Raw genomic sequence first — 18,601 nt, 5'->3', positions numbered from 1 at the left:
GCTCGACTCCCATCCGATCAGGCGGTGTGCGCTCCGAACAGCTTAGGCAGGGTGCCCTCGAACGCCTCACGCAATTCGGCGAGTGTCACCGAGAACTGACCCTGCACCTCGATCGAATCCGAGCCCTGGTCGACCACGCCGATGCGCACCCACGGCAGCTGCCGCGCGTCGCACATCTTGGTGAAGCGGGTCTCCTCCGAGCGCGGCACCGCGACGAGCACCCGCCCGGCCGACTCCGAGAACAGCTGCACGAACGGGTCCGAGCCCTCGGGCAGCACGATGCGGCACCCGGTCTCGCCCGCCAGCGCGGCCTCGACGACGGTCTGCGCCAGACCACCCTCGGACAGGTCGTGCGCGGCGGAGATCATGCCGTCGCGCGAACCCGAGGTGAGCACCTCCGAGAGCAGCTGCTCACGGGCGAAGTCGACCTTCGGCGGCACGCCACCGAGGTGATCGTGCACGACCTGCGACCAGATCGAACCGTCCAGCTCGTCGTTGGTCTCGCCGAGCAGGATCAGCGACTCGCCCGGCTCCAGGCCCAGGCCGGTCGGGATGCGGCGGTGCACATCGTCGATCACGCCGAGCACGCCGACCACCGGGGTGGGCAGGATGGCATCCTTGCCGGTCTGGTTGTAGAAGCTGACGTTGCCGCCGGTCACCGGAATGCCCAGGGCCGCACAGCCGTCCGCGAGACCGCGCACGGCCTGCTGGAACTGCCACATCACGCCCGGGTCCTCCGGCGAACCGAAGTTCAGGCAGTTGGTGACAGCCTTCGGGGTGGCGCCGGTGGTGGCGACATTGCGGAAGGCCTCGGCCAGCGCCAGCTGCGCGCCGGTGTACGGGTCGAGCTTGGTGTAGCGGCCCGAGGCGTCGGTGGCCAGCGCGATACCGCGGCCGGACTCCTCGTCGATGCGCACCACGCCGGCGTCGGCGTGCTCGGCCAGCACGGTGTTGCCGCGCACGTAGCGGTCGTACTGCTCGGTGATCCACTTGCGGCTGCACAGCTGCGGGCTGGCGATCATCGTCAGCAGGGTCTCGCGCAGCTCGTCGGCCGTCTTGGGCCGGGGCAGCGTGGCGGTGGTGTCGGCGATCAGCGCGTCCTGGGTGTCGGGACGCTGCACCGGGCGCTCGTACACCGGACCCTCGTGGGCGACGGTGCGCGGCGGCACGTCGACGACGGTCTCGCCGTGCCAGGTGATGACGAGGTGATCGCCGTCGGTGACCTCACCGATGACGGTGGCCAGCACGTCCCACTTCTTGCAGACGGCCATGAAGGCGTCCACGTTCTCGGGAGTCACGACCGCGCACATGCGCTCCTGCGACTCGCTCGACAGGATCTCGGCGGGGGTCATGTGCTTGGCGCGCAGCGGGACCTTGGTCAGGTCGATGTGCATGCCGCCGTCGCCGGCCGCCGCCAGTTCGGAGGTGGCGCAGGACAGCCCGGCGCCGCCGAGGTCCTGGATACCGACGACGAGTCCGGCCTTGTACAGGTCGAGACAGCACTCGATGAGCACCTTCTCGGTGAACGGGTCACCGACCTGCACGGCGGGCAGCTTCTTGCGGCCGGTGCCGGTCTCCTCGCCGGAGAAGGTGTCCGAGGCCAGCACGGACACGCCACCGATGCCGTCGAGTCCGGTGCGCGCGCCGAACAGGATGATCTTGTTGCCCGCGCCGGAGGCGAAGGCCAGGTGCAGGTCTTCCACGCGCATCGCGCCCGCGCACAGCGCGTTCACCAGCGGGTTGCCCTGGTAGGAGGCATCGAAGACGGTCTCGCCGCCGACGTTCGGCAGGCCGAGGGAGTTGCCGTAGCCGCCGACGCCGCGCACGACGCCGTCGACCACGCGACGGGTGTCGGCCGCGTCCGCCGCGCCGAAGCGCAGCTGGTCCATCACCGCGATCGGGCGCGCGCCCATCGCCATGATGTCGCGCACGATGCCGCCGACGCCGGTGGCCGCGCCCTGGTACGGCTCGACGTAGGACGGGTGGTTGTGGCTCTCGACCTTGAAGGTGACGGCCCAGCCGTCGCCGATGTCGACCACACCGGCGTTCTCGCCGATGCCGGCCAGCATCGAGGCCTTCATCTCGGGCGTGGTCGTCTCACCGAAGTAGCGCAGGTGCACCTTGGAGGACTTGTAGGAGCAGTGCTCGCTCCACATCACGGAGTACATCGCCAGCTCGGCGTCGGTGGGCCGACGGCCCAGGATCTCCTTGATGCGGGCGTACTCGTCGTCTTTGAGACCGAGTTCCTTGTACGGCTGCGGAGCATCCGGGGTGGCTGCGGCGGTGGCGACGGTGTCGACCTGCAGTGTCACGGGAGACCAGGGTCCTTTCGGCCGGGGGAACTTGACTACAGAGTCTAATTGGCTATGCCGAGGCCGCCCGCTCGGGCCCGTGTTGCGAACAAGTGACAGACCTCGCACCCGGCCTGGTCACACCTACGCTTCGCCAGGCTACGCACCCGTTAGTCTGACGCCGTGAACGAGAGTCCGGGGGTTGCCGAGCAGGTCGAGTCGACTGCTCCCGCGCATGACGCGGTGCCGAGTTCCACTCCGGCCGGACCGGCGGCACCCCCACCCGGGCTCTCCACCCGTGACCGACAGCTGCGCTGGCTGGCCGCCGCGATCGGATTGTTCGTCGTCTCGGCCGCGGTGGCGCTGCTTGCGCACTGGTGGCACGGCTACATCGACCTGCGGGTCTACCGCAACGGCGCCCGGGTCTGGCTCGACGGCGGCGACCTGTACGGGCCGATGCCGCCGGTCTACGGCCTCGGTCTGCCCTTCACCTATCCCCCGCTGGCCGCCGCGTTCTTCGTGCCGCTGGCGCTGATGCCGATCCCGGTCGCCGAGGTCGTCGTGCTGGTGACCTCGCTGCTGAGTCTGGGGATCGCGCTGTGGCTGGTGCTGGTCCGGCTGCGTCCCGAGCTCGACCGGATCGCGGTGCTGACCGTGGTGATCGCCGGGCTCGGCCTGGCCCAGTTCCTCGAGCCGGTCCGCCAGACCTTCAACTTCGGCCAGATCAACCTGATCCTGATGGCCGCGATCACCCTCGACATCCTGGTGCGCAAACCGTTCTGGCCGCGCGGCATGCTGATCGGCATCGCGGTCTCGATCAAGCTGATCCCCGCGGCCTACCTGCTCTACTTCCTGCTCAAACGGGACTGGAAGGCGGCGATCACCCTGGTCGCGTCGGCCGTGGGCGCGGTCGGGATCGGGTTCCTGCTGTTCCCGGCCGATTCGGTGGAGTACTGGTTCCACACCGTCACCGACACGGGCCGCATCGGGACGCCGTACTTCGCGGGCAATCAGTCGATCAAGGGCACGCTGTTCCGCCTCGGGCTCGACGAGTCGATCGCCACCGGGCTGTGGATCGCGCTGTCGGCCGTGACGGTCGCGCTGGCCGCGGTGTGGATGTACCGGCTCATCGGCGCCGGCAAGGACGTCTCGGCGCTGCTGGTCAATGCCGCCGCCGTGCTGCTGGTCTCGCCGGTCTCGTGGTCGCACCACTGGGTGTGGGTCGCGCCCGCGCTCGTCGTCGCCGTCGACCAGGTCACCCGCCGGCGCTCGCGCGGGTTCACGGCCGTGGTCGCGCTGTTCACCGTGATGTTCATCATCGGACCGCAGTGGGTGTTGCCGCATTCCGGCGGCAAGGAACTCGACTGGGCGTGGTGGCAGCAGATCATCGGCAGCGCCTACGTGTGGGCGACGTTCGCGGTGATCGTCTACGCCGTGATCACCTACCACCCCGCCAGGAAAGCCCCCGCCGCACCGGAACTCGCCACCGCCTGACGGGGAAATTCGCGCGGCGACCCGGTCACATCGGACCGGCGGGCCGCCACGCGGGGACCCGTCGCGGCTCGACCTCGGCCACCACCACGGTTCGCCCGGAGTCGCGCCGCTGCTCCCCTGGCCGCTGCCGACGGTGCAGCGCACCGGCGTCCGCTCAGTCCACGGCGGCCGGGGTGAGGAACGCGGCGAGCGCGGAAGCGTAGGCGGACACGTCGGTGGCGCCCATGAGTTCACGGCACGAGTGCATGGCCAGCTGCGGAGCGCCGACGTCGACGGTGGAGATGCCGGTGCGGGCCGCGGTCATCGGTCCGATGGTCGACCCGCAGGGCAGATCCGCGCGATGCACATAGCGCTGCAATGGAACCTCCGCCTGGGCGCAGGCCAGCGCGAACGCCCCGGCCCCGGCCGCGTCGGTGGCATAGCGCAGGTTCTGGTTGACCTTGAGCACCGGCCCGCCGCCGACCTCGATCCGGTGCGCGGGTTCGTGGCGCTCGGGGTAGTTCGGGTGGGTCGCGTGGGCCATGTCACCGGAGGCGACCACCGAACCGGCCAGCGCCGCGAGGTAATCCGCCCGACCGCCACCACGGGCGAGCACGATGCGCTCGAGCACCGCGGGCAGCAGATCCGACTGCGCGCCCCGGTCGGACTGGCTGCCGACCTCCTCGTGGTCGAACATCACCAGCACCGGCGTCGCGGCGCCCGGTTCGTCGACGGCGGCGAGGAACGCCTGCAGCCCGGCGTAGCAGGTGCCCTGGTTGTCCAGGCGCGGCGCGCTCACCAGGTCGTTGTCCCGGCCGACCAGGGTGCTCGGCGCGAGGTCGTGGGTCATCAGTTCCCAGCCGAGTACGTCGGCGCCGTCGACGCCGGCGCGTTCGGCCACGAAATCCAGGAAGGAGGCGGGGGCGTCGCCGATGCCCCAGATCGCGTTGACGTGGCGCTGCGGGTCCAGCGTCACCCCGCGCCGATCCTCGGACAGGTGGATCGCCAGCTGCGGCACCCGCAGGATGGGGTCGTCGATGCGGACCAGCACGTCGCTCATCCGGGCGCCGTCGCGCACGCTCAGCCGGCCGGAGAGGCCGAGTTCGCGGTCCAGCCAGGAGTTCAGCCACGCGCCGCCGTAGGGCTCGAGCCCGACCAGCTGCCAGCCCGCGGTCGCCAGATCCGGATGCTGCTTCACCCGCAGGTTCGGGCTGTCGGTGTGCGCGCCGACCACCCGGAACGGGTCGGCCGGCGCGGCGTCCTCGTCGGCCCACGCGATCAGCGAACCACCGCGCACCACATAGTGTTTCCCGCCCGCGCTCTCCCACGACCGCGCCTCGGCCAGTGGGGTGAACCCGTTCGCCGCCAGCTCGGCGGCGACCGTCGCGCACACATGGAACGGCGAGGGCGAAGCATCGATGAACGCGCACAAGCCACTCGCCGTGGCCGCAGTCAGGGATACAGGCACAGCCGCGATCCTAGCCCGCGAGGTCGCCGCCCTGCCTTCCGTAACCTGGACGGGTGGACAGAGTCGACGTCGGCGGACGGTCCGAGCGGGACTGGGAATTCGCAGGTCCGGCCGATGCGATGACAGCGGGTGCCGGGATCATCGGCTACCGCGACGCGGGCGGGGCCGGCGTGGATCTGCGAGTCGCGGGGGCGGCCTCGGTCACCGTGCTGATCGAGTTCGGGGGTGGCGGGTTGCGCGTCGACGACGCGTTCGGCAGCCGCACCCTCGGTGGCTTCGTGGCCGGGCTTCCCCTCGCGGCCATGCGGGTGCGTGGGGAGCGGGCCGCGTGCGTCGAGGTCCGGATGTCGCCGGTCCGGGCGTATTCGCTGCTGGGCGTGTCCCCCACGGAACTGGGCCGGGGCGCGGTCGCCGTCGAGGACCTGTGGGGTTCACGGGCCCGGCGGCTGCGCGAGCGGCTCGCGTCCGCCCCGACCTGGGACGACCGTTTCGCGGTCACCAGAACGTTTCTCGCGCAGTGCGACCGGCCGACGCGGACCCCCGACCCGGAGGTGCTCGCGAGCTGGAGCCGCATCCTCACCACCGGCGGCCAGGTGCGCATCGGCGAGCTCGCCGCCTCCCTCGGCTGGAGCCACAAGCGGCTGTGGTCGCGGTTCGAATCCCAGATCGGGTTGACCCCCAAGCGAGCGGCGATGCTGGTCCGGTTCCGGTCCGCGGTCGACGGTCTGTTGGCCGGCAGGCCCGCGGCCGACGTCGCGGCGGCCTGCGGGTACACCGATCAGGCCCATCTGTGCCGGGACGTGTCGACCTTCGCCGACCAGACGCCGGGGTCGCTGGTGCCGCGCTATCTGCCCACCGTCGCCCAACACCGCTATCGGGCCTGGGGAAGATTCGTCCAAGACCCGGCGGGGGCGCTCGGCCGATAGTTGTGCCGTGACCACCACTTTCGATCCCGACAAGCTCCAGATCGCCCTGGAGACCATCCACCACGCGGGCCTGCCCGGCGTCTTCGCCGAGGTACGCGCCGACGATCGGATCTGGCGCGGCGCGGCGGGTGTCGCCGACGTCGACACCGGCCGCCCCGTCACTCCCGACCTGCGCCACCGCGTCGGCAGCATCACCAAGACGTTCACCGCCGCCGCGGTGCTACGCCTGGTCGACGAGGGCGCCATCACGCTCGACACCCCGATCGGCCACTATCTGCCGCGACTGGTTCCCGGCGACCGAGGTACGGCGATCACGGTCCGGATGTTGATCAACCACACCAGCGGTCTCCCCGACTTCCTGCCCATGGCCTACCCCTCGCTCGCGGCCTTTCCCGCCGTGGCGAAGACGACCCCGGCCAGCTTGGACGACCACCGGTTCACCCGATTCGCGCCGACCGAGCTGATCGCGATGGGCGTCGGCGCACCCGCCACCGGCGCGCCGGGCGGCACACCGGGGGTGTACTCGAACACCAACTACCTGCTTCTGCGCCAGCTGATCGCGGCGGTGACCGACACCTCGGCGCCCGACTACATCACCCGCGCCATCATCGAGCCCGCCGGTCTGCCCGACACCGAGCTCCCGGCAGGCCCGACCATCGACGGACCGCATTCGCGGCACTACGAGGCATGGTTCGGCATGATCGACCCGCCGCGCGACTACAGCGTCTTCGACATGTCGTGGACCGATTGCGCTGCGTCGCTGATCTCGACCGTCGCCGATCTGAACCGCTTCTTCGGGCTGCTGCTGGCCGGCGAGATCATCAGCCGCGCGTCGCTGGCGCAGATGCGGCGAACCGTTCCGGTCATCGCCTTCGACGGCAAGACCGGCGACTACGGTCTCGGCCTGCAGAAGACCACGGTGCCCGGCCTCGGCACCTACTGGGGCCATGAGGGTTCGGTGTGGGGCGGCGGCGCGACCTCGATGACCAGCGCGGACGGCACCCGGCAGCTGTCCTTCGCGGTGAACCTGCAGCGTTGGAACCGCCTCGACGCCACGGGAAGACCGCAACCGCATCCGATCGACGACGCGCTGGGCGCCTTCACCCAGCTGGCGCTGGGCGGGTGACTACAGCTCGGCGATGACGCCGAGCGCGGCCGACAGCTCGCTGTAGCGCCGCGCGCCGAGGCGGGCCCGCAGCTCTTCCTCGGCGAGCTGTTCCTCGGCGCGGATCTTGGTGACCAGCTTCGCCCCCAGGCTGCTGAGCCCGATCAGGATCCGGCGGCGGTCGTCGGTGGCGGCGACCCGGAAGATCAGCCCGCGCTCGGCGAGATGATCGGCGTGCCGGGTGGCCGAGGACGGCGCGAGCCGCGCGGCCGCCGCCAATTCCGACATGGTCATGCCGTCGTCGGTCGACAACTGCGACAGAATCGCCCAGTGATCGGCCGTGAGATTGTCGGCCGACAACGCCGATTCCAGCTGGCGCACCCAGTTACGTTCTGCCGAGCGCAGTGCGCCGTGCAGCGTGGAACACCCACTTATGATGGACACCGATTGCATTCCCACCTGCCGACACATTCATTCGAACAAACCTGTTCGCACTAGGCGTTAGAGTACAGAATGCCCACGTTCGACGAGAGTCGGGACGAAACGATCGAGATTCTCTCGATCGTGCCCACTCAGGGCCCCGGTGGCATCATCGCACCTTCGTGCACCGCCGCCATTTCCCTGGCCGTCGACGAAATCAATAGCGGGACAGGAATTCTGGGTCGCGAAATTCGGCTGACAACGCTCGACGGCGGCCGGCCGCCGTACGAGGTGGCCGCCGAAGTCGACGCGTTCCTGGCGACCGGAATGGTCGGCGCGATCACCGGCTGGCACACCTCGGCGGTGCGTCGCGCCGTCGCCGACGCCGTCGACGGCCGTGTCCCCTACCTCTACGCGACCGACCACGAGGGCCTGCCCGACGAGCGCCCCGGCGTCTTGCTGGTGGGCGAGCATCCCGATCACCAGACCGTGCCCGCCGTCGCCTGGATGGCTCGTGAGCTGGGCGTTCGCCGCTGGGCGGTGATCGGCAACGACTACATCTGGCCCCGGCAGACGGTCAACGCGCTGCGCCGGGCGCTGCCGACACCGGCCGATCTCGTGCTCGAGCAGTACGTGCCGCTGGGCACCACCGATTTCCACCCGTTCCTGGACAGCCCGGCGCTGCTGCGCGCCGACGCGGTGCTGATCCTGATGGTCGGCGCCGACACCGCGCGCTTCAATCGCCAGTTCACCGCCACCGGTCTGCCCGCGATCATGCCGCGGCTGAGCCCCGCCGTCGACGAGAACGTGCTGCTGAGCGCGGGTCCGGCAGCCAATGCCAACATGTTCGTCGCGTCGAGCTTCTTCGTCGACGAGCACACCGCCGACGGCCGCGACCGCCGCACCCGCTACCGCGAGCACCACGGCGCCTTCGCCCCCGCGCTGACCACGTTCAGCAACTCCACCTACGAGGCCGTCCACCTGCTGCGCACGCTGGCCGACACCGTCGGCACCCTGGACGTGCCGACCATCGCGGCCAGACTCGACGACGGCATCGTCCTGGACGGCCCGTCCACCCGCAACGGCTTCCTCGGCAACCAGGCGATCGGTCCTGCGCACCTGGCTCGCGCCGACGGCGTCGACTTCGACATCATCGACCAGCTGCCCTGACGACCACCACGCCCCGACCCCGAGGAGGGTCAGGCCGCGCAGCGGCCGTCGCGGCCGTCCCGCCGATCAGGTGCCGTTGCGCAAGCGACGAAGGAGCGAGCAACGGCACCTGACCGGCGGGACCCAAGGGGCCGCGACCTCGAGCGCGCCAGCGCTCCAAAACTCAAGCGTTGATGAGGCTGTCGATCACCGAGAAGAACATGCCGAGACCGTCGTCGCTCGGACCGGTCAGCGCCTCGGTGGCGTGCTCGGGGTGCGGCATCAGGCCGACGACCCGGCCGTTGGCCGAGGAGATGCCCGCGATGCCGCGCTGGGAGCCGTTCGGGTTGTCGCCCGCGTAGCGGAACACCACGCGACCTTCGCCCTCGAGCTCGTCGAGCACCTGCGCGGAGGCCTGGTAGCGGCCCTCGCCCGACTTCAGCGGGATGAGGATCTGCGCGCCCGGCTCGTAGCGGGAGGTCCAGGCGGTGTTGGTCGCCTCGACCTGCAGCCACTCGTCGCGGCAGATGAAGTGCAGGCCCTCGTTGCGGGTCAGCGCGCCGGGCAGCAGCCCGGCCTCGCACAGCACCTGGAAGCCGTTGCAGATGCCCAGCACCGGCAGGCCCTGACCGGCCGCGCGCACAACCTCGCCCATCACCGGCGCGAACCGGGCGATGGCGCCGCAGCGCAGGTAGTCGCCGTAGGAGAAGCCGCCGGGCACGATGACCGCGTCGACGCCCTTGATGTCGGCGTCGGCGTGCCACAGGCTCACGGCCTCGGCGCCGGCCAGCCGCACCGCGCGAGCGGCGTCGACGTCGTCGAGCGTGCCGGGGAAGGTGATAACGCCGATGCGTGCGCTCATGCCCGCGCCTCGCTGACGCTCGGCTCCGGCATGACCGCGTGGGCGGCTGTGCTGTGCTCCCTCATGAGACCCGAACGACCTTCCAGTCCTCGATCACCGTGTTGGCCAGCAGCGCCTCGGCGATCTGCTCGAGCTCGGCGTCGGAGACACTGTCGTCCACCTCGAGCTCGAATCGCTTGCCCTGCCGCACATCCGAGATTCCGGCGAATCCCAGACGCGGGAGCGCGCCGACCACGGCCTGTCCCTGGGGATCCAGGATCTCGGCCTTCGGCATGACCTCGACCACGACTCGTGCCACGCGTTGCTCCTCATGTGGTGTGGGGGGTTACCTCGGAAATCCTAGTTGACCCGGCCGTCGTGCCCGCGTTCCGGGGTCGCGGCGGCTGTCTTCGACGACGCCGACCGCCGAGGCCCTGCGTGGCCACGCTCCGCTCCCGCCTCCGGGCCCACCGGCATCGGCGGCGATAGCATCGGCTTATGCGCATCGCCCACTTCGGTCATTCCTGCATCCTCGTGGAACTGCACGGTGTGAAAGTGCTGTTCGATCCCGGCACGTTCGCGCACGGCTTCGAGGGCATCACCGGACTGGACGCGATCGCGGTGACCCACCAGCACCCGGACCACATCGACCCGGCCCGGATCGAGGCGCTGATCGAGGCCAACCCGACCGCCCGCCTGCTGTCGGACCCGCAGACCGCCCAGCAGCGCGGTGAGGGCTGGGAGCCGGTCTCGGCGGGCCAGGTGCTCGACATCGGCGACCTGCAGATCACCGGCGGTGGCGGTCGCCACGCGGTGATCCACCCGGACATCCCGGTGATCGACAACACCGTCTTCCAGCTCGGCACCGCGGCCGACCCGGCCCAGCTGGTCCACCCGGGCGACTCGCTCTGGGTGCCGCCGGTCCCGGTCGGCGTGCTGGCGATCCCGGCGGTCGCGCCGTGGATGCGGATCTGGGACACCGTCGACTACCTGCGCGCGGTCAATCCCCGCACCGCCGTCCCGGTCCACTTCGGGATCGTCGAGCCGACGGCGCAGGGCATCTACTTCGGCAGGCTGACCGAGATGGCCCCGGCCGGCACCGAATTCCGGGTGATCCAGCCGGAGGACCAGGCGCAGTTCTGATCAGCGATAGGTGCTGAGGAACAGCGCCTCGGCCAGCGCCATGTGCTCGATCTCGGTCGGGTCCACGCTCTCGTTGGGGGCGTGGATCAGGCACTTCGGCTCCTCCACGCCGATCAGCATGATCTCGGCGTCGGGGTAGGTGTCGGCGAAGACATTGCACAGCGGGATCGACCCGCCCTGCCCCTCGGTGGTCACGTGTCTGCCGTAGGAGGTCGCCATGGCCTGTTCCAGCGCCGACCGAGCGGGGCCCCGCTCGGAGGCGACGAACGGTTCGCCGAGCGCCTCGACCTCGATGTCGAGCCGGGCGTTCCACGGCAGATGCGCGCGCAGGTGCTTCTCCAGCAGGTCGAGCGCCTGCTTGGGCTCGGTGCCCGGCGGAATGCGCAGGTTGAGCCTGGCCCTGGTGCTCGGCTGGATGGCCGCCGAGGACCCGACGACGGCGGGCACGTCCATCCCGAGCACGGTCAGCGCGGGCCGCGCCCACACCATGTCCGAGACGGTGCCGCTGCCGAGCAGGTCGACGCCGTCGAGCACGCCCGCATCGGCCCGGAAGTCCTCGGCCGGGTACTGCACGCCGGTCCACTTCTGGTCGTCGGTGAGCCCGTCGATGGTGGTGTTGCCGTGTTCGTCCCGCAGCGACGACAGCAGCCGGATCATCGCGGCCAGCGCGTCCGGCGCCGGGCCGCCGAACATGCCCGAGTGCATCGGCCCGGCCAGCGTCGTCACCGTGACCACGACGTTCACGTTCCCGCGCAAGGTCTGGGTGAAGGTGGGCACGCCGACCGCGAAATTGCCGCAGTCGGCCACCAGAATCACGTCGGCGGCGAGCAGGTCGGGATTGGCGACGACGAACTTCTCCAGCCCGCCGGTGCCCTGCTCCTCCGAGCCCTCCGACACCACCTTGATGCCGATCGGGAAGTCCGGCCCGATCGCGCGCAGGGCCGTCAGGTGGGTGACGATGTTGCCCTTGCAGTCGGCGGCGCCGCGGCCGTACCAGCGGCCGTCCTTGTCGGTCAGCGTCCACACCGGGGTGTGCCAGGCGTCGTCGTCCAGCGGCGGCTGCACGTCGTAGTGGCAGTAGAGCAGCACCGTCGGCGTGCCCGGCGGACCCGGCTTGTGCCCGATGACGGCCTTGCTGCCGTCGGGCGTCTCGTGCAGACCCACCTCGGTCAGCCCCGCCGCGGCGAACGCGTCGGCCACCCACTGCGCGGTCTGCTCGCACCCCGCCGGCGGGAACTGGCGCGGGTCGGCGACCGACTTCAGCGAAACCAGCTGGGTGAGGTCCGCTTTCGCCTGGCCCATCAACCCGGAGATGGTGGTGCGCAGGGCGGCCACTTCGGGGGTATCGGTCATCGCTTCGGCCTCACTTCGTGGTGTCGTCCAGCTTCAGGGTGTCCAGATGAGAAAGGTAGTCCGGCAGCCGATCCGGGCAATAGACGGCGATGGTCAGGGCCACCGCCTGGGTGGTGTCGCGCGGGCCGATCACCGGACGCTGCCCCGGCCCGGCCGCGCCGTTGGTGATCGAGGCCTGGTACTTCGCCTTGATCAGCGGCGAACTCGGGTCCTGGCAGACCGAGCCGCCGTCGTCGCCGAGCGCGTCCGCGATCACGTTCGGCTCGGGTGCGGGCAGCCCCGCGGCGAGCAGATTGTTGTGCAGCTGTTCGGCTTTGGCGGTGGCCTGAGTGTTCTCGCGGATCTCGCTGAAGGTGAGCAAGCCGATCAGGGCGAACACCACGAGCAGCACGCCCGTGGTGATGTAGATCCAGCGCCGCTTGCGGTAGGGGGCGTCTCCGGTCGTCATGCCTTCTCCCCTTCCGGGACAGCGAGTTTCCAGCTGTCCCTGCGGTTTCGGTAGAACAGGTACGGGATCAGCAGCCCGACGATGCCCATGCCGCCGCCGACGATGAGCAGATACACCCACGGGCTGCCCGCGCCGAATTGCGAGGGTGGCACGAAGCCGATCGCGAATGCCGCGATCGAGGACGCGGCGCCGAGACCACAGAGCGCGAACAGGGCGGGCGCCCGGTAGCCGCGCGGATGATCGGGATCGTTGCGGCGCAGCCTGGCGGCCGCCGCGAACATCAGCACGTACATGATCAGATACACCTGCGTCGTGATCACCGACAGAATCCAGTACGCGCTGGAGACATTCGGGATGAAGGCGTAGAGAAGCGCGATGAACGTCGTGAACACACCCTGCGCCACCAGCATGTTCTGCTGCACGCCGTGCTTGTTCATCGTCGTCAGCCACGGCGGCAGGTAGCCCTCGCTGCGCCCGATCAGCAACAGGCCCTTGGACGGTCCGGCCAGCCAGGTGAGCATGCCGCCGACCGCGGCCGCCACCAGCGCGATGCCGACGATCGGGGTGAGGAACCCGACGCCGAAGTGACTGAAGAACCCGTCGAAGGCCTGCATCACGCCCGCGGTGAGGCTCAGGCTCGCGGAGGGGACCACCCAGCTGATCGCCAGCGCGGGCAGGATGAAGATGACCAGCACCAGGCCCATCGCCAGGAACATCGCCTTCGGGAATTCCTTGGCCGGATTCTTCAGCGACGACACGTGCACCGCGTTCATCTCCATGCCCGCGTAGGACAGGAAGTTGTTCACGATCAGCACCAGACTCGCCAGCCCGGTCCAGGCCGGGAGCAGGTGACTCGAATCCATCGGCGCCGCAGACGGATTGCCCTGCGCGAGGAACACCAGGCCCAGCACGACCAGAATGGTGCCGGGGATCAAGGTGCCGATCACCAGGCCCATGCTCGACAGCCCGGCCACCGTCTTGGTGCCCTGCGAGGACACGTACACACCGGCCCAATAGACGGTGATGATCACGATGGCCACATAGAGCCCGTTGGACGCCAGCGACGGATCGATGATGTACGCGAAAGTGCTTGCCACATAAGCGAGCAGACTCGGGTAATAGAAGATCGTCATGGCGAACTGGCACCAGACGGCGAGAAAGCCGAGCGGCTTGTTCAGCCCGTCCCCGACCCATTTGTAGACGCCGCCGTCCCAGCCCGAAGCGAGTTCCGCGGCCACCAGCGAAGTCGGCAGCAGGAACAGAATCGCGGGAATGATGTAGAGGAATACACAGGCGAGTCCGTAGATCGCCATCGTGGGTGCCGAGCGGAGGCTGGCCACCGAACTCGTGGTCATCAGCGCCAATGTCACCCAGGACAAGTATTTCGTCGTCGTCGCGGCTTTCGTCGCGGTGCCCGTCATCAGCGCTGCCTCCTGCTGTGTATGCACAACTAGCGGAAACCCTTGATCAACTGCTCAAGCATAGTAACTGCCGAGCATCCTCCCGGTAGGCTCGAAACGAGCACATATGCAACGGAATCGTTGCAGATACCCGGCAGAGCTAACACCTGGCAGTGGATCCGCCGACTGGAGGAACAGTGGCCGAGAATCACGATCCCCATGACCTTTTCAGCCTTCCCGGTTTCACCCGTCCCGCCCCGCACGGCGGTTTTCCCGCCTACGAACTCTTTCCCGATGTCGCCTACGAGATCGTGCACGACGAATTGCTCCTCGACGGCGTCGCCAGGATGAACCTGGCGACCTTCTGCACCACCTGGATCGACGACCAGGCGCGCACGCTGATGGCCGAGTCGACGGACAAGAACATCGTCGACAAGGACGAGTACCCCCAGACCGCCGAGCTGGAGAAACGCTGTGTGCGCATGCTCGCCGACCTGTGGCACGCGCCCGATCCCACGACCACGCTCGGCACCTCCACCACCGGCTCCAGCGAGGCGGCGATCCTCGGCGGGCTGGCGGCGAAGTTCCGCTGGCGGGCGCGCGGCGGCACGGGCGTGCCCAACCTGGTGACCGGGCCGGTGCAGGTGTGCTGGGAGAAGTTCGCGCGCTACTTCGACGTCGAATTGCGCCAAGTCCCCTTGCGCGGCGACCGCTACACCTTGCACCCCGACGACCTGCCGACGTACTGCGACGACAACACCATCGCCGTGGTGCCGACCTTCGGTCAGACCTTCACCGGTCTGTTCGAGGACGTCGCCGCGATCAGCGCCGCGCTGGACCGGTTGCACGCCTGCGGCGGCCCGGACATCCCGATCCACGTCGACGCGGCCAGCGGCGGCTTCCTCGGCCCGTTCACCGCGCCGGATCTGGTGTGGGACTTCCGGTTACCCCGGGTGAAGTCGATCAACGCCTCCGGGCACAAGACCGGGCTGGCCCCGCTCGGGGTCGGCTGGGCGATCTGGCGCGAGGCCGCCGATCTGCCCAGGGAGCTGATCTTCGACGTCGACTACCTCGGCGGCAACATGCCGACGTTCAACCTCAACTTCTCCCGGCCCGGCGGCCAGGTGATCACCCAGTACTACAACTTCATCCGGCTCGGCCGGGCTGGCTACACCCGCGTGCAGTCGACGATCTACCTGGTCGCCCGGCATTTCGCGAAGCGCATCGGCGCCATGGGCCCGTTCGAGCTGATCCACGCGGCCGAACCGGCGCGGGGCATCACCGCGGTGGCGTGGCGACTGGCCGACGGCGTCGACTACAACCTCTACGACCTGTCGGACCGGCTGCGCGCCCGCGGCTGGCTCATCGCCGCCTATCCGCTGCCCGCCGACCGGCAGGACGAGACGATCATGCGCGCGGTGTTCCGGCACGGCTTCACCGTCGACATGGTCGAACTGCTGCTCGCCGACATCGAACGGGGTCTGCACCAGCTCGCGACCAACCCGCGGCGCACGCCCCTGACTCGCTCGGAGGCGGGCGGATTCACCCACGACGGCGCGCCCGAGGTGCCGTGACAGGGGCCGTCGCCGCGCGCGTGATCGCCGATGTGCGCGCGGCGACGGCCGGTCAGGCAGCCCTGGCCGCGGTGAACGGCTCCCAGCGGTACACGTCGCTGCGGGCGCCGTGATACCGCGCCAGGTCGACGGCATCGAGCATCGCCTGACGCGGACCCGAGCGCTGCAACTGCGCGGCCGAGATCGCCAGCCGCAGCACGCCGCCACGCCGGGCGGTGCGCGCCGCGCCCATCACCAGCGCCCGGCACCACCACGGCTCGGCGCGGAACCCCTCCCCTATTCCGTACACCCGCGCGCGCTGGGCCACCTCACGTTCCAGATCGAGGACGGTGGTCAGGCCGAGCGCCAGCCGGAAGCCGACCTCGGGCAGCGCGGCCAGCGCACCGGCCGAGGCGTCCCAGCGCGGCGCGGCGAACAGCCGGGTGCGCAGCTGCACCTGTTCCATCACCCGGTCGGCCGCCTTGAGCCGCAGGGTGGCCTCGTGCCTGGGCAGGCTCGCGAACTCCGCGCGACGGCTCTTGGTGGCGGCCTGGTCGTAGCCGTGCAGCACGATCGCGTCGCCCGCGAGCCGTCGACCGCGCAGCCAGGACTGCGTGGCCGGATCGTCGACCAGCCGGTACTTGCCCTTCAACCGGGGCGCGACCAGCAGTGACAGCCGCACATCCCGCTGGTCCATCTCCGCCGCGAACTCGATCGCGGCATCGCGGGTCGTGTCCCGGATCCCGGATACGGAAACGATCAGCTCAGCGTTCATGGACCTACGGTGTCAGCCCCAGGTGACACCCGCGTGCTCCACCGATGACGCCCCGACGAACATCCGCGCACGCCTCACCACCGCCGCCGGTGCTCGCTCAGCTACGCGTCCGCCAGACCGACCTTGTCCAGGACCCAGGCGTACTCGAAGCCGACTTCCTTCCACTTCTCGTAGCGCCCGCTGACACCGCCGTGGCCGGCGCTCATCTCCGTCTTGAGCAGCAGCTCGCTGTCGCCGGTCTTGGTCGCGCGCAGCTTGGCGATCCACTTGGCCGGTTCGACGTAGAGCACGCGGGTGTCGTTGAGGCTGGTGATCGCCAGGATCGCCGGGTAGTCCTTGGCCTCGACGTTCTCGTACGGCGAGTACGACTTCATGTACTCGTAGACGTCCTTGTCGGCCAACGGGTTTCCCCACTCGTCCCATTCGATCACCGTCAGCGGCAGCGACGGGTCCAGGATCGAGGTGAGCGGGTCGACGAACGGTACGTTGGCGAGGATACCGGTGAACAGCTCCGGCGCCAGATTGGCGACCGCGCCCATCAGCAGGCCACCCGCGCTGCCGCCGTCGGCGATCAGCCGATCCGCCGCCGTGGCACCGCTGTCGATGAGATGCACGGCGCAGGAGACGAAGTCGGTGAAGGTGTTCTTCTTCAGCAGTGTCTTGCCGTGCTCGTACCAGAGCCGGCCCATCTCACCGCCGCCGCGCACGTGCGCCACCGCGAACACCATGCCGCGATCGAGCAGCGACAGCCGCGAGACCGAGAACGACGGATCGATGCTGGCCTCATAGGAGCCGTAACCGTAGAGCAGCATCGGCTTCGGGCCCGCCGGGAGCCCGCGCCGCTTGATGATCGAGATCGGGATCCGGGTGCCGTCGTGGGCGACCGCCCAATCCCGGTGCTGTTCGTAGTCGTTCGCGTCGTAGCCGCCGAGCACCGGCTGCTCCTTGCGCAGCAGCAGGTCACCGGTGGCGGGCACGTAGTCGAACACCTGCATCGGGGTGATGAAGGAGGTGACGCCGACCCGCAGCGTCGGCTGTTCCCATTCCGGGCTGGAACCCGCACCGGCGGAGAACAATTCGAGCCCGAAGTCGAGTTCGGTGAGCTCGCCGTAGCCCTCGGCGGTGAGCGGCCACACCGACAGGCGGGGCAGCGCGTCGCGGCGGTAGCCGAGCACCAGGTGGTTGGCGAAGGCGTCGATGTCCTCGAGCCGCACGTCCTCGCGGTGCCCGATCAGGATCGTCATGTCCGACGGATCGGTGGCAGGCGCTTCGGCGAGGACGAAGTTCTCCGCCTTCACGCCGTCGACCACGTCGTTGTGCAGGATCAGGAAGCGGTCCTCGCCGCCGATCACCGCGTGCTCGGCCGAGTACTCCACACCCTCGCGGCGCTCCAGCAGCACCCGGAACTCGCCCTCGGGGTTGTCGGACTCCAGCACCCAGCCCTCGGTGGTGATCTTGGAGCCGAGCCAGATCATCAGGTACTTCTCGGAGCGGGTCGCACCGACGCTCACCCAGTAGCGCTCGTCGGGCTCGTGGAACACCGTCACGTCGGCGTCGGCGGCGGTGCCGACGCGGTGGCGCCACACGGTGTCGGGCCGCCAGGACTCGTCGACGGTCTGATAGAAGATGTGCGTGCCGTCCAGCGACCAGGTCGCGCCCGGTGCGGCGCCCGCCACCTCGTCGGGCAGCAGCTCACCGGTGCGCAGATCCTTGATCCGCAGGGTGTAGCGCTCGTCGCCGGTGCTGTCGACGGAGTAGGCCAGCAGGGTGCCGTCGTGGCTGAGCGAGAACGCGCCGAGCGCGAAGAAGTCCAGGCCCTCGGCCAGCACGTTGCTGTCGAGCAGCACCTCCTCGCCCGCGATCGCGGTCTCGACCTCGAGCTGCGGCGGGGTCCACGCGTCGATGCCCTCGGCCTCGGCGGCGATGGGACAGCGGCAGTGCACGCCGTACTGCTTGCCCTCGAAGCTGCGCGAGTAGTACCAGTACTGGCCCAGCCGGGTCGGCACCGACAGGTCGGTCTCCTGGGTCCGCGCCTTGATCTCGTCGAAGATCTTGTCCCGCAGCGGCTGCAGCTGGTCGGTCTGCGCCTCGGTGAAGGCGTTCTCGGCCTCCAGGTACGCGATGACCTCGGGATTCTCCTTGTCCCGTAGCCACTCGTACTCGTCGACGAACGTGTCGCCGTGATGCACCCGCTCGAAGGGCACCTTCTTCGCGATCGGCGCCGACACCGTCTCATTCTCGCCAGCCATGGGTCCA

Annotated in this window: 16 protein-coding genes; 6 read left to right on the top strand and 10 right to left on the bottom strand. The window is 69.5% G+C overall.

From position 1 onward, the window contains the following. Positions 1-17: 17 nt before the first annotated feature. Positions 18-2,312: a phosphoribosylformylglycinamidine synthase subunit PurL gene (gene purL / locus ATM97_RS15650; RefSeq protein WP_218718746.1), complete on the bottom strand. Its 2,295-nt coding sequence runs from the start codon at positions 2,310-2,312 to the stop codon at positions 18-20. Between the two features lie 162 nt (positions 2,313-2,474). On the opposite strand from purL, the gene ATM97_RS15645 reads away from it, so the two are divergent. Continuing rightward, positions 2,475-3,785 (top strand): glycosyltransferase 87 family protein, encoded by a 1,311-nt coding sequence (locus tag ATM97_RS15645; protein ID WP_308248495.1) that lies wholly within the window; start codon positions 2,475-2,477, stop codon positions 3,783-3,785. Positions 3,786-3,939: 154 nt separating this feature from the next. On the opposite strand, the gene ATM97_RS15640 is transcribed toward ATM97_RS15645, so the two are convergent. Further along, complete coding sequence (locus tag ATM97_RS15640; protein ID WP_218718745.1) at positions 3,940-5,232, bottom strand: M18 family aminopeptidase; 1,293 nt, start codon at positions 5,230-5,232, stop codon at positions 3,940-3,942. Positions 5,233-5,285: 53 nt separating this feature from the next. Here ATM97_RS15640 and ATM97_RS15635 point away from each other — a divergent pair, with 53 nt between their 5' ends. Next, entirely contained in the window at positions 5,286-6,158 is an 873-nt protein-coding gene (locus ATM97_RS15635; protein WP_308248494.1) for a helix-turn-helix domain-containing protein, read from the top strand. 7 nt (positions 6,159-6,165) lie between these two features. Beyond that, positions 6,166-7,284, top strand: coding sequence for a serine hydrolase domain-containing protein (locus tag ATM97_RS15630; RefSeq protein WP_308248493.1), 1,119 nt, complete (start codon positions 6,166-6,168; stop codon positions 7,282-7,284). On the opposite strand, the gene ATM97_RS15625 is transcribed toward ATM97_RS15630, so the two are convergent. Further along, on the bottom strand, positions 7,285-7,644 hold the full coding sequence (locus ATM97_RS15625; protein WP_308248492.1) for a MarR family transcriptional regulator: 360 nt from the start codon (positions 7,642-7,644) through the stop codon (positions 7,285-7,287). Between the two features lie 132 nt (positions 7,645-7,776). On the opposite strand from ATM97_RS15625, the gene ATM97_RS15620 reads away from it, so the two are divergent. After that, positions 7,777-8,853: a substrate-binding domain-containing protein gene (locus ATM97_RS15620; RefSeq protein ID WP_218718743.1), complete on the top strand. Its 1,077-nt coding sequence runs from the start codon at positions 7,777-7,779 to the stop codon at positions 8,851-8,853. A 163-nt stretch (positions 8,854-9,016) separates the two neighbouring features. On the opposite strand, the gene purQ is transcribed toward ATM97_RS15620, so the two are convergent. Together purQ and purS are read right to left on the bottom strand one after the other, a co-directional pair. Further along, on the bottom strand, positions 9,017-9,694 hold the full coding sequence (gene purQ, locus ATM97_RS15615; protein ID WP_218718742.1) for a phosphoribosylformylglycinamidine synthase subunit PurQ: 678 nt from the start codon (positions 9,692-9,694) through the stop codon (positions 9,017-9,019). Positions 9,695-9,755: 61 nt separating this feature from the next. Beyond that, positions 9,756-9,992: a phosphoribosylformylglycinamidine synthase subunit PurS gene (purS, locus tag ATM97_RS15610; protein ID WP_218718741.1), complete on the bottom strand. Its 237-nt coding sequence runs from the start codon at positions 9,990-9,992 to the stop codon at positions 9,756-9,758. A gap of 179 nt (positions 9,993-10,171) precedes the next feature. Here purS and ATM97_RS15605 point away from each other — a divergent pair, with 179 nt between their 5' ends. Next, positions 10,172-10,816, top strand: coding sequence for an MBL fold metallo-hydrolase (locus ATM97_RS15605; RefSeq protein WP_218718740.1), 645 nt, complete (start codon positions 10,172-10,174; stop codon positions 10,814-10,816). On the opposite strand, the gene ATM97_RS15600 is transcribed toward ATM97_RS15605, so the two are convergent. Genes ATM97_RS15600 through ATM97_RS15590 form a run of 3 tightly spaced genes read right to left on the bottom strand, consistent with a single transcriptional unit; the run spans position 10,817 to position 14,038 of the window. Further along, the gene (locus ATM97_RS15600) at positions 10,817-12,169 is read right to left on the bottom strand and encodes a dipeptidase (RefSeq protein ID WP_218718739.1); all 1,353 of its coding nucleotides are present in this window, start codon (positions 12,167-12,169) and stop codon (positions 10,817-10,819) included. 10 nt (positions 12,170-12,179) lie between these two features. Further along, positions 12,180-12,617, bottom strand: coding sequence for a hypothetical protein (locus ATM97_RS15595; RefSeq protein ID WP_218718738.1), 438 nt, complete (start codon positions 12,615-12,617; stop codon positions 12,180-12,182). Further along, positions 12,614-14,038, bottom strand: coding sequence for an APC family permease (locus ATM97_RS15590; protein WP_218718737.1), 1,425 nt, complete (start codon positions 14,036-14,038; stop codon positions 12,614-12,616). The genes ATM97_RS15595 and ATM97_RS15590 overlap by 4 nt, the downstream gene beginning before the upstream one ends. 176 nt (positions 14,039-14,214) lie before the next feature. On the opposite strand from ATM97_RS15590, the gene ATM97_RS15585 reads away from it, so the two are divergent. Next, positions 14,215-15,591 (top strand): glutamate decarboxylase, encoded by a 1,377-nt coding sequence (locus ATM97_RS15585; protein ID WP_218718736.1) that lies wholly within the window; start codon positions 14,215-14,217, stop codon positions 15,589-15,591. 52 nt (positions 15,592-15,643) lie between these two features. Here ATM97_RS15585 and ATM97_RS15580 read toward each other — a convergent pair whose 3' ends face one another. Further along, positions 15,644-16,345 carry a DUF2334 domain-containing protein gene (locus tag ATM97_RS15580; protein WP_218718735.1) on the bottom strand — a complete coding sequence of 234 codons (702 nt, stop codon included), beginning with the start codon at positions 16,343-16,345 and terminating at the stop codon, positions 15,644-15,646. 101 nt (positions 16,346-16,446) lie between these two features. Beyond that, positions 16,447-18,594, bottom strand: coding sequence for a S9 family peptidase (locus tag ATM97_RS15575; protein ID WP_218718734.1), 2,148 nt, complete (start codon positions 18,592-18,594; stop codon positions 16,447-16,449). Between the last annotated feature and the right edge of the window lie 7 nt (positions 18,595-18,601).

This window comes from Nocardia sp. MH4, from assembly GCF_019266065.1.
In the GTDB taxonomy this organism is placed as follows: domain Bacteria; phylum Actinomycetota; class Actinomycetes; order Mycobacteriales; family Mycobacteriaceae; genus Nocardia; species Nocardia canadensis.
Note: the sequence above shows the minus strand (reverse complement) of the source record. Positions and strands in the feature narration are given on the sequence as shown.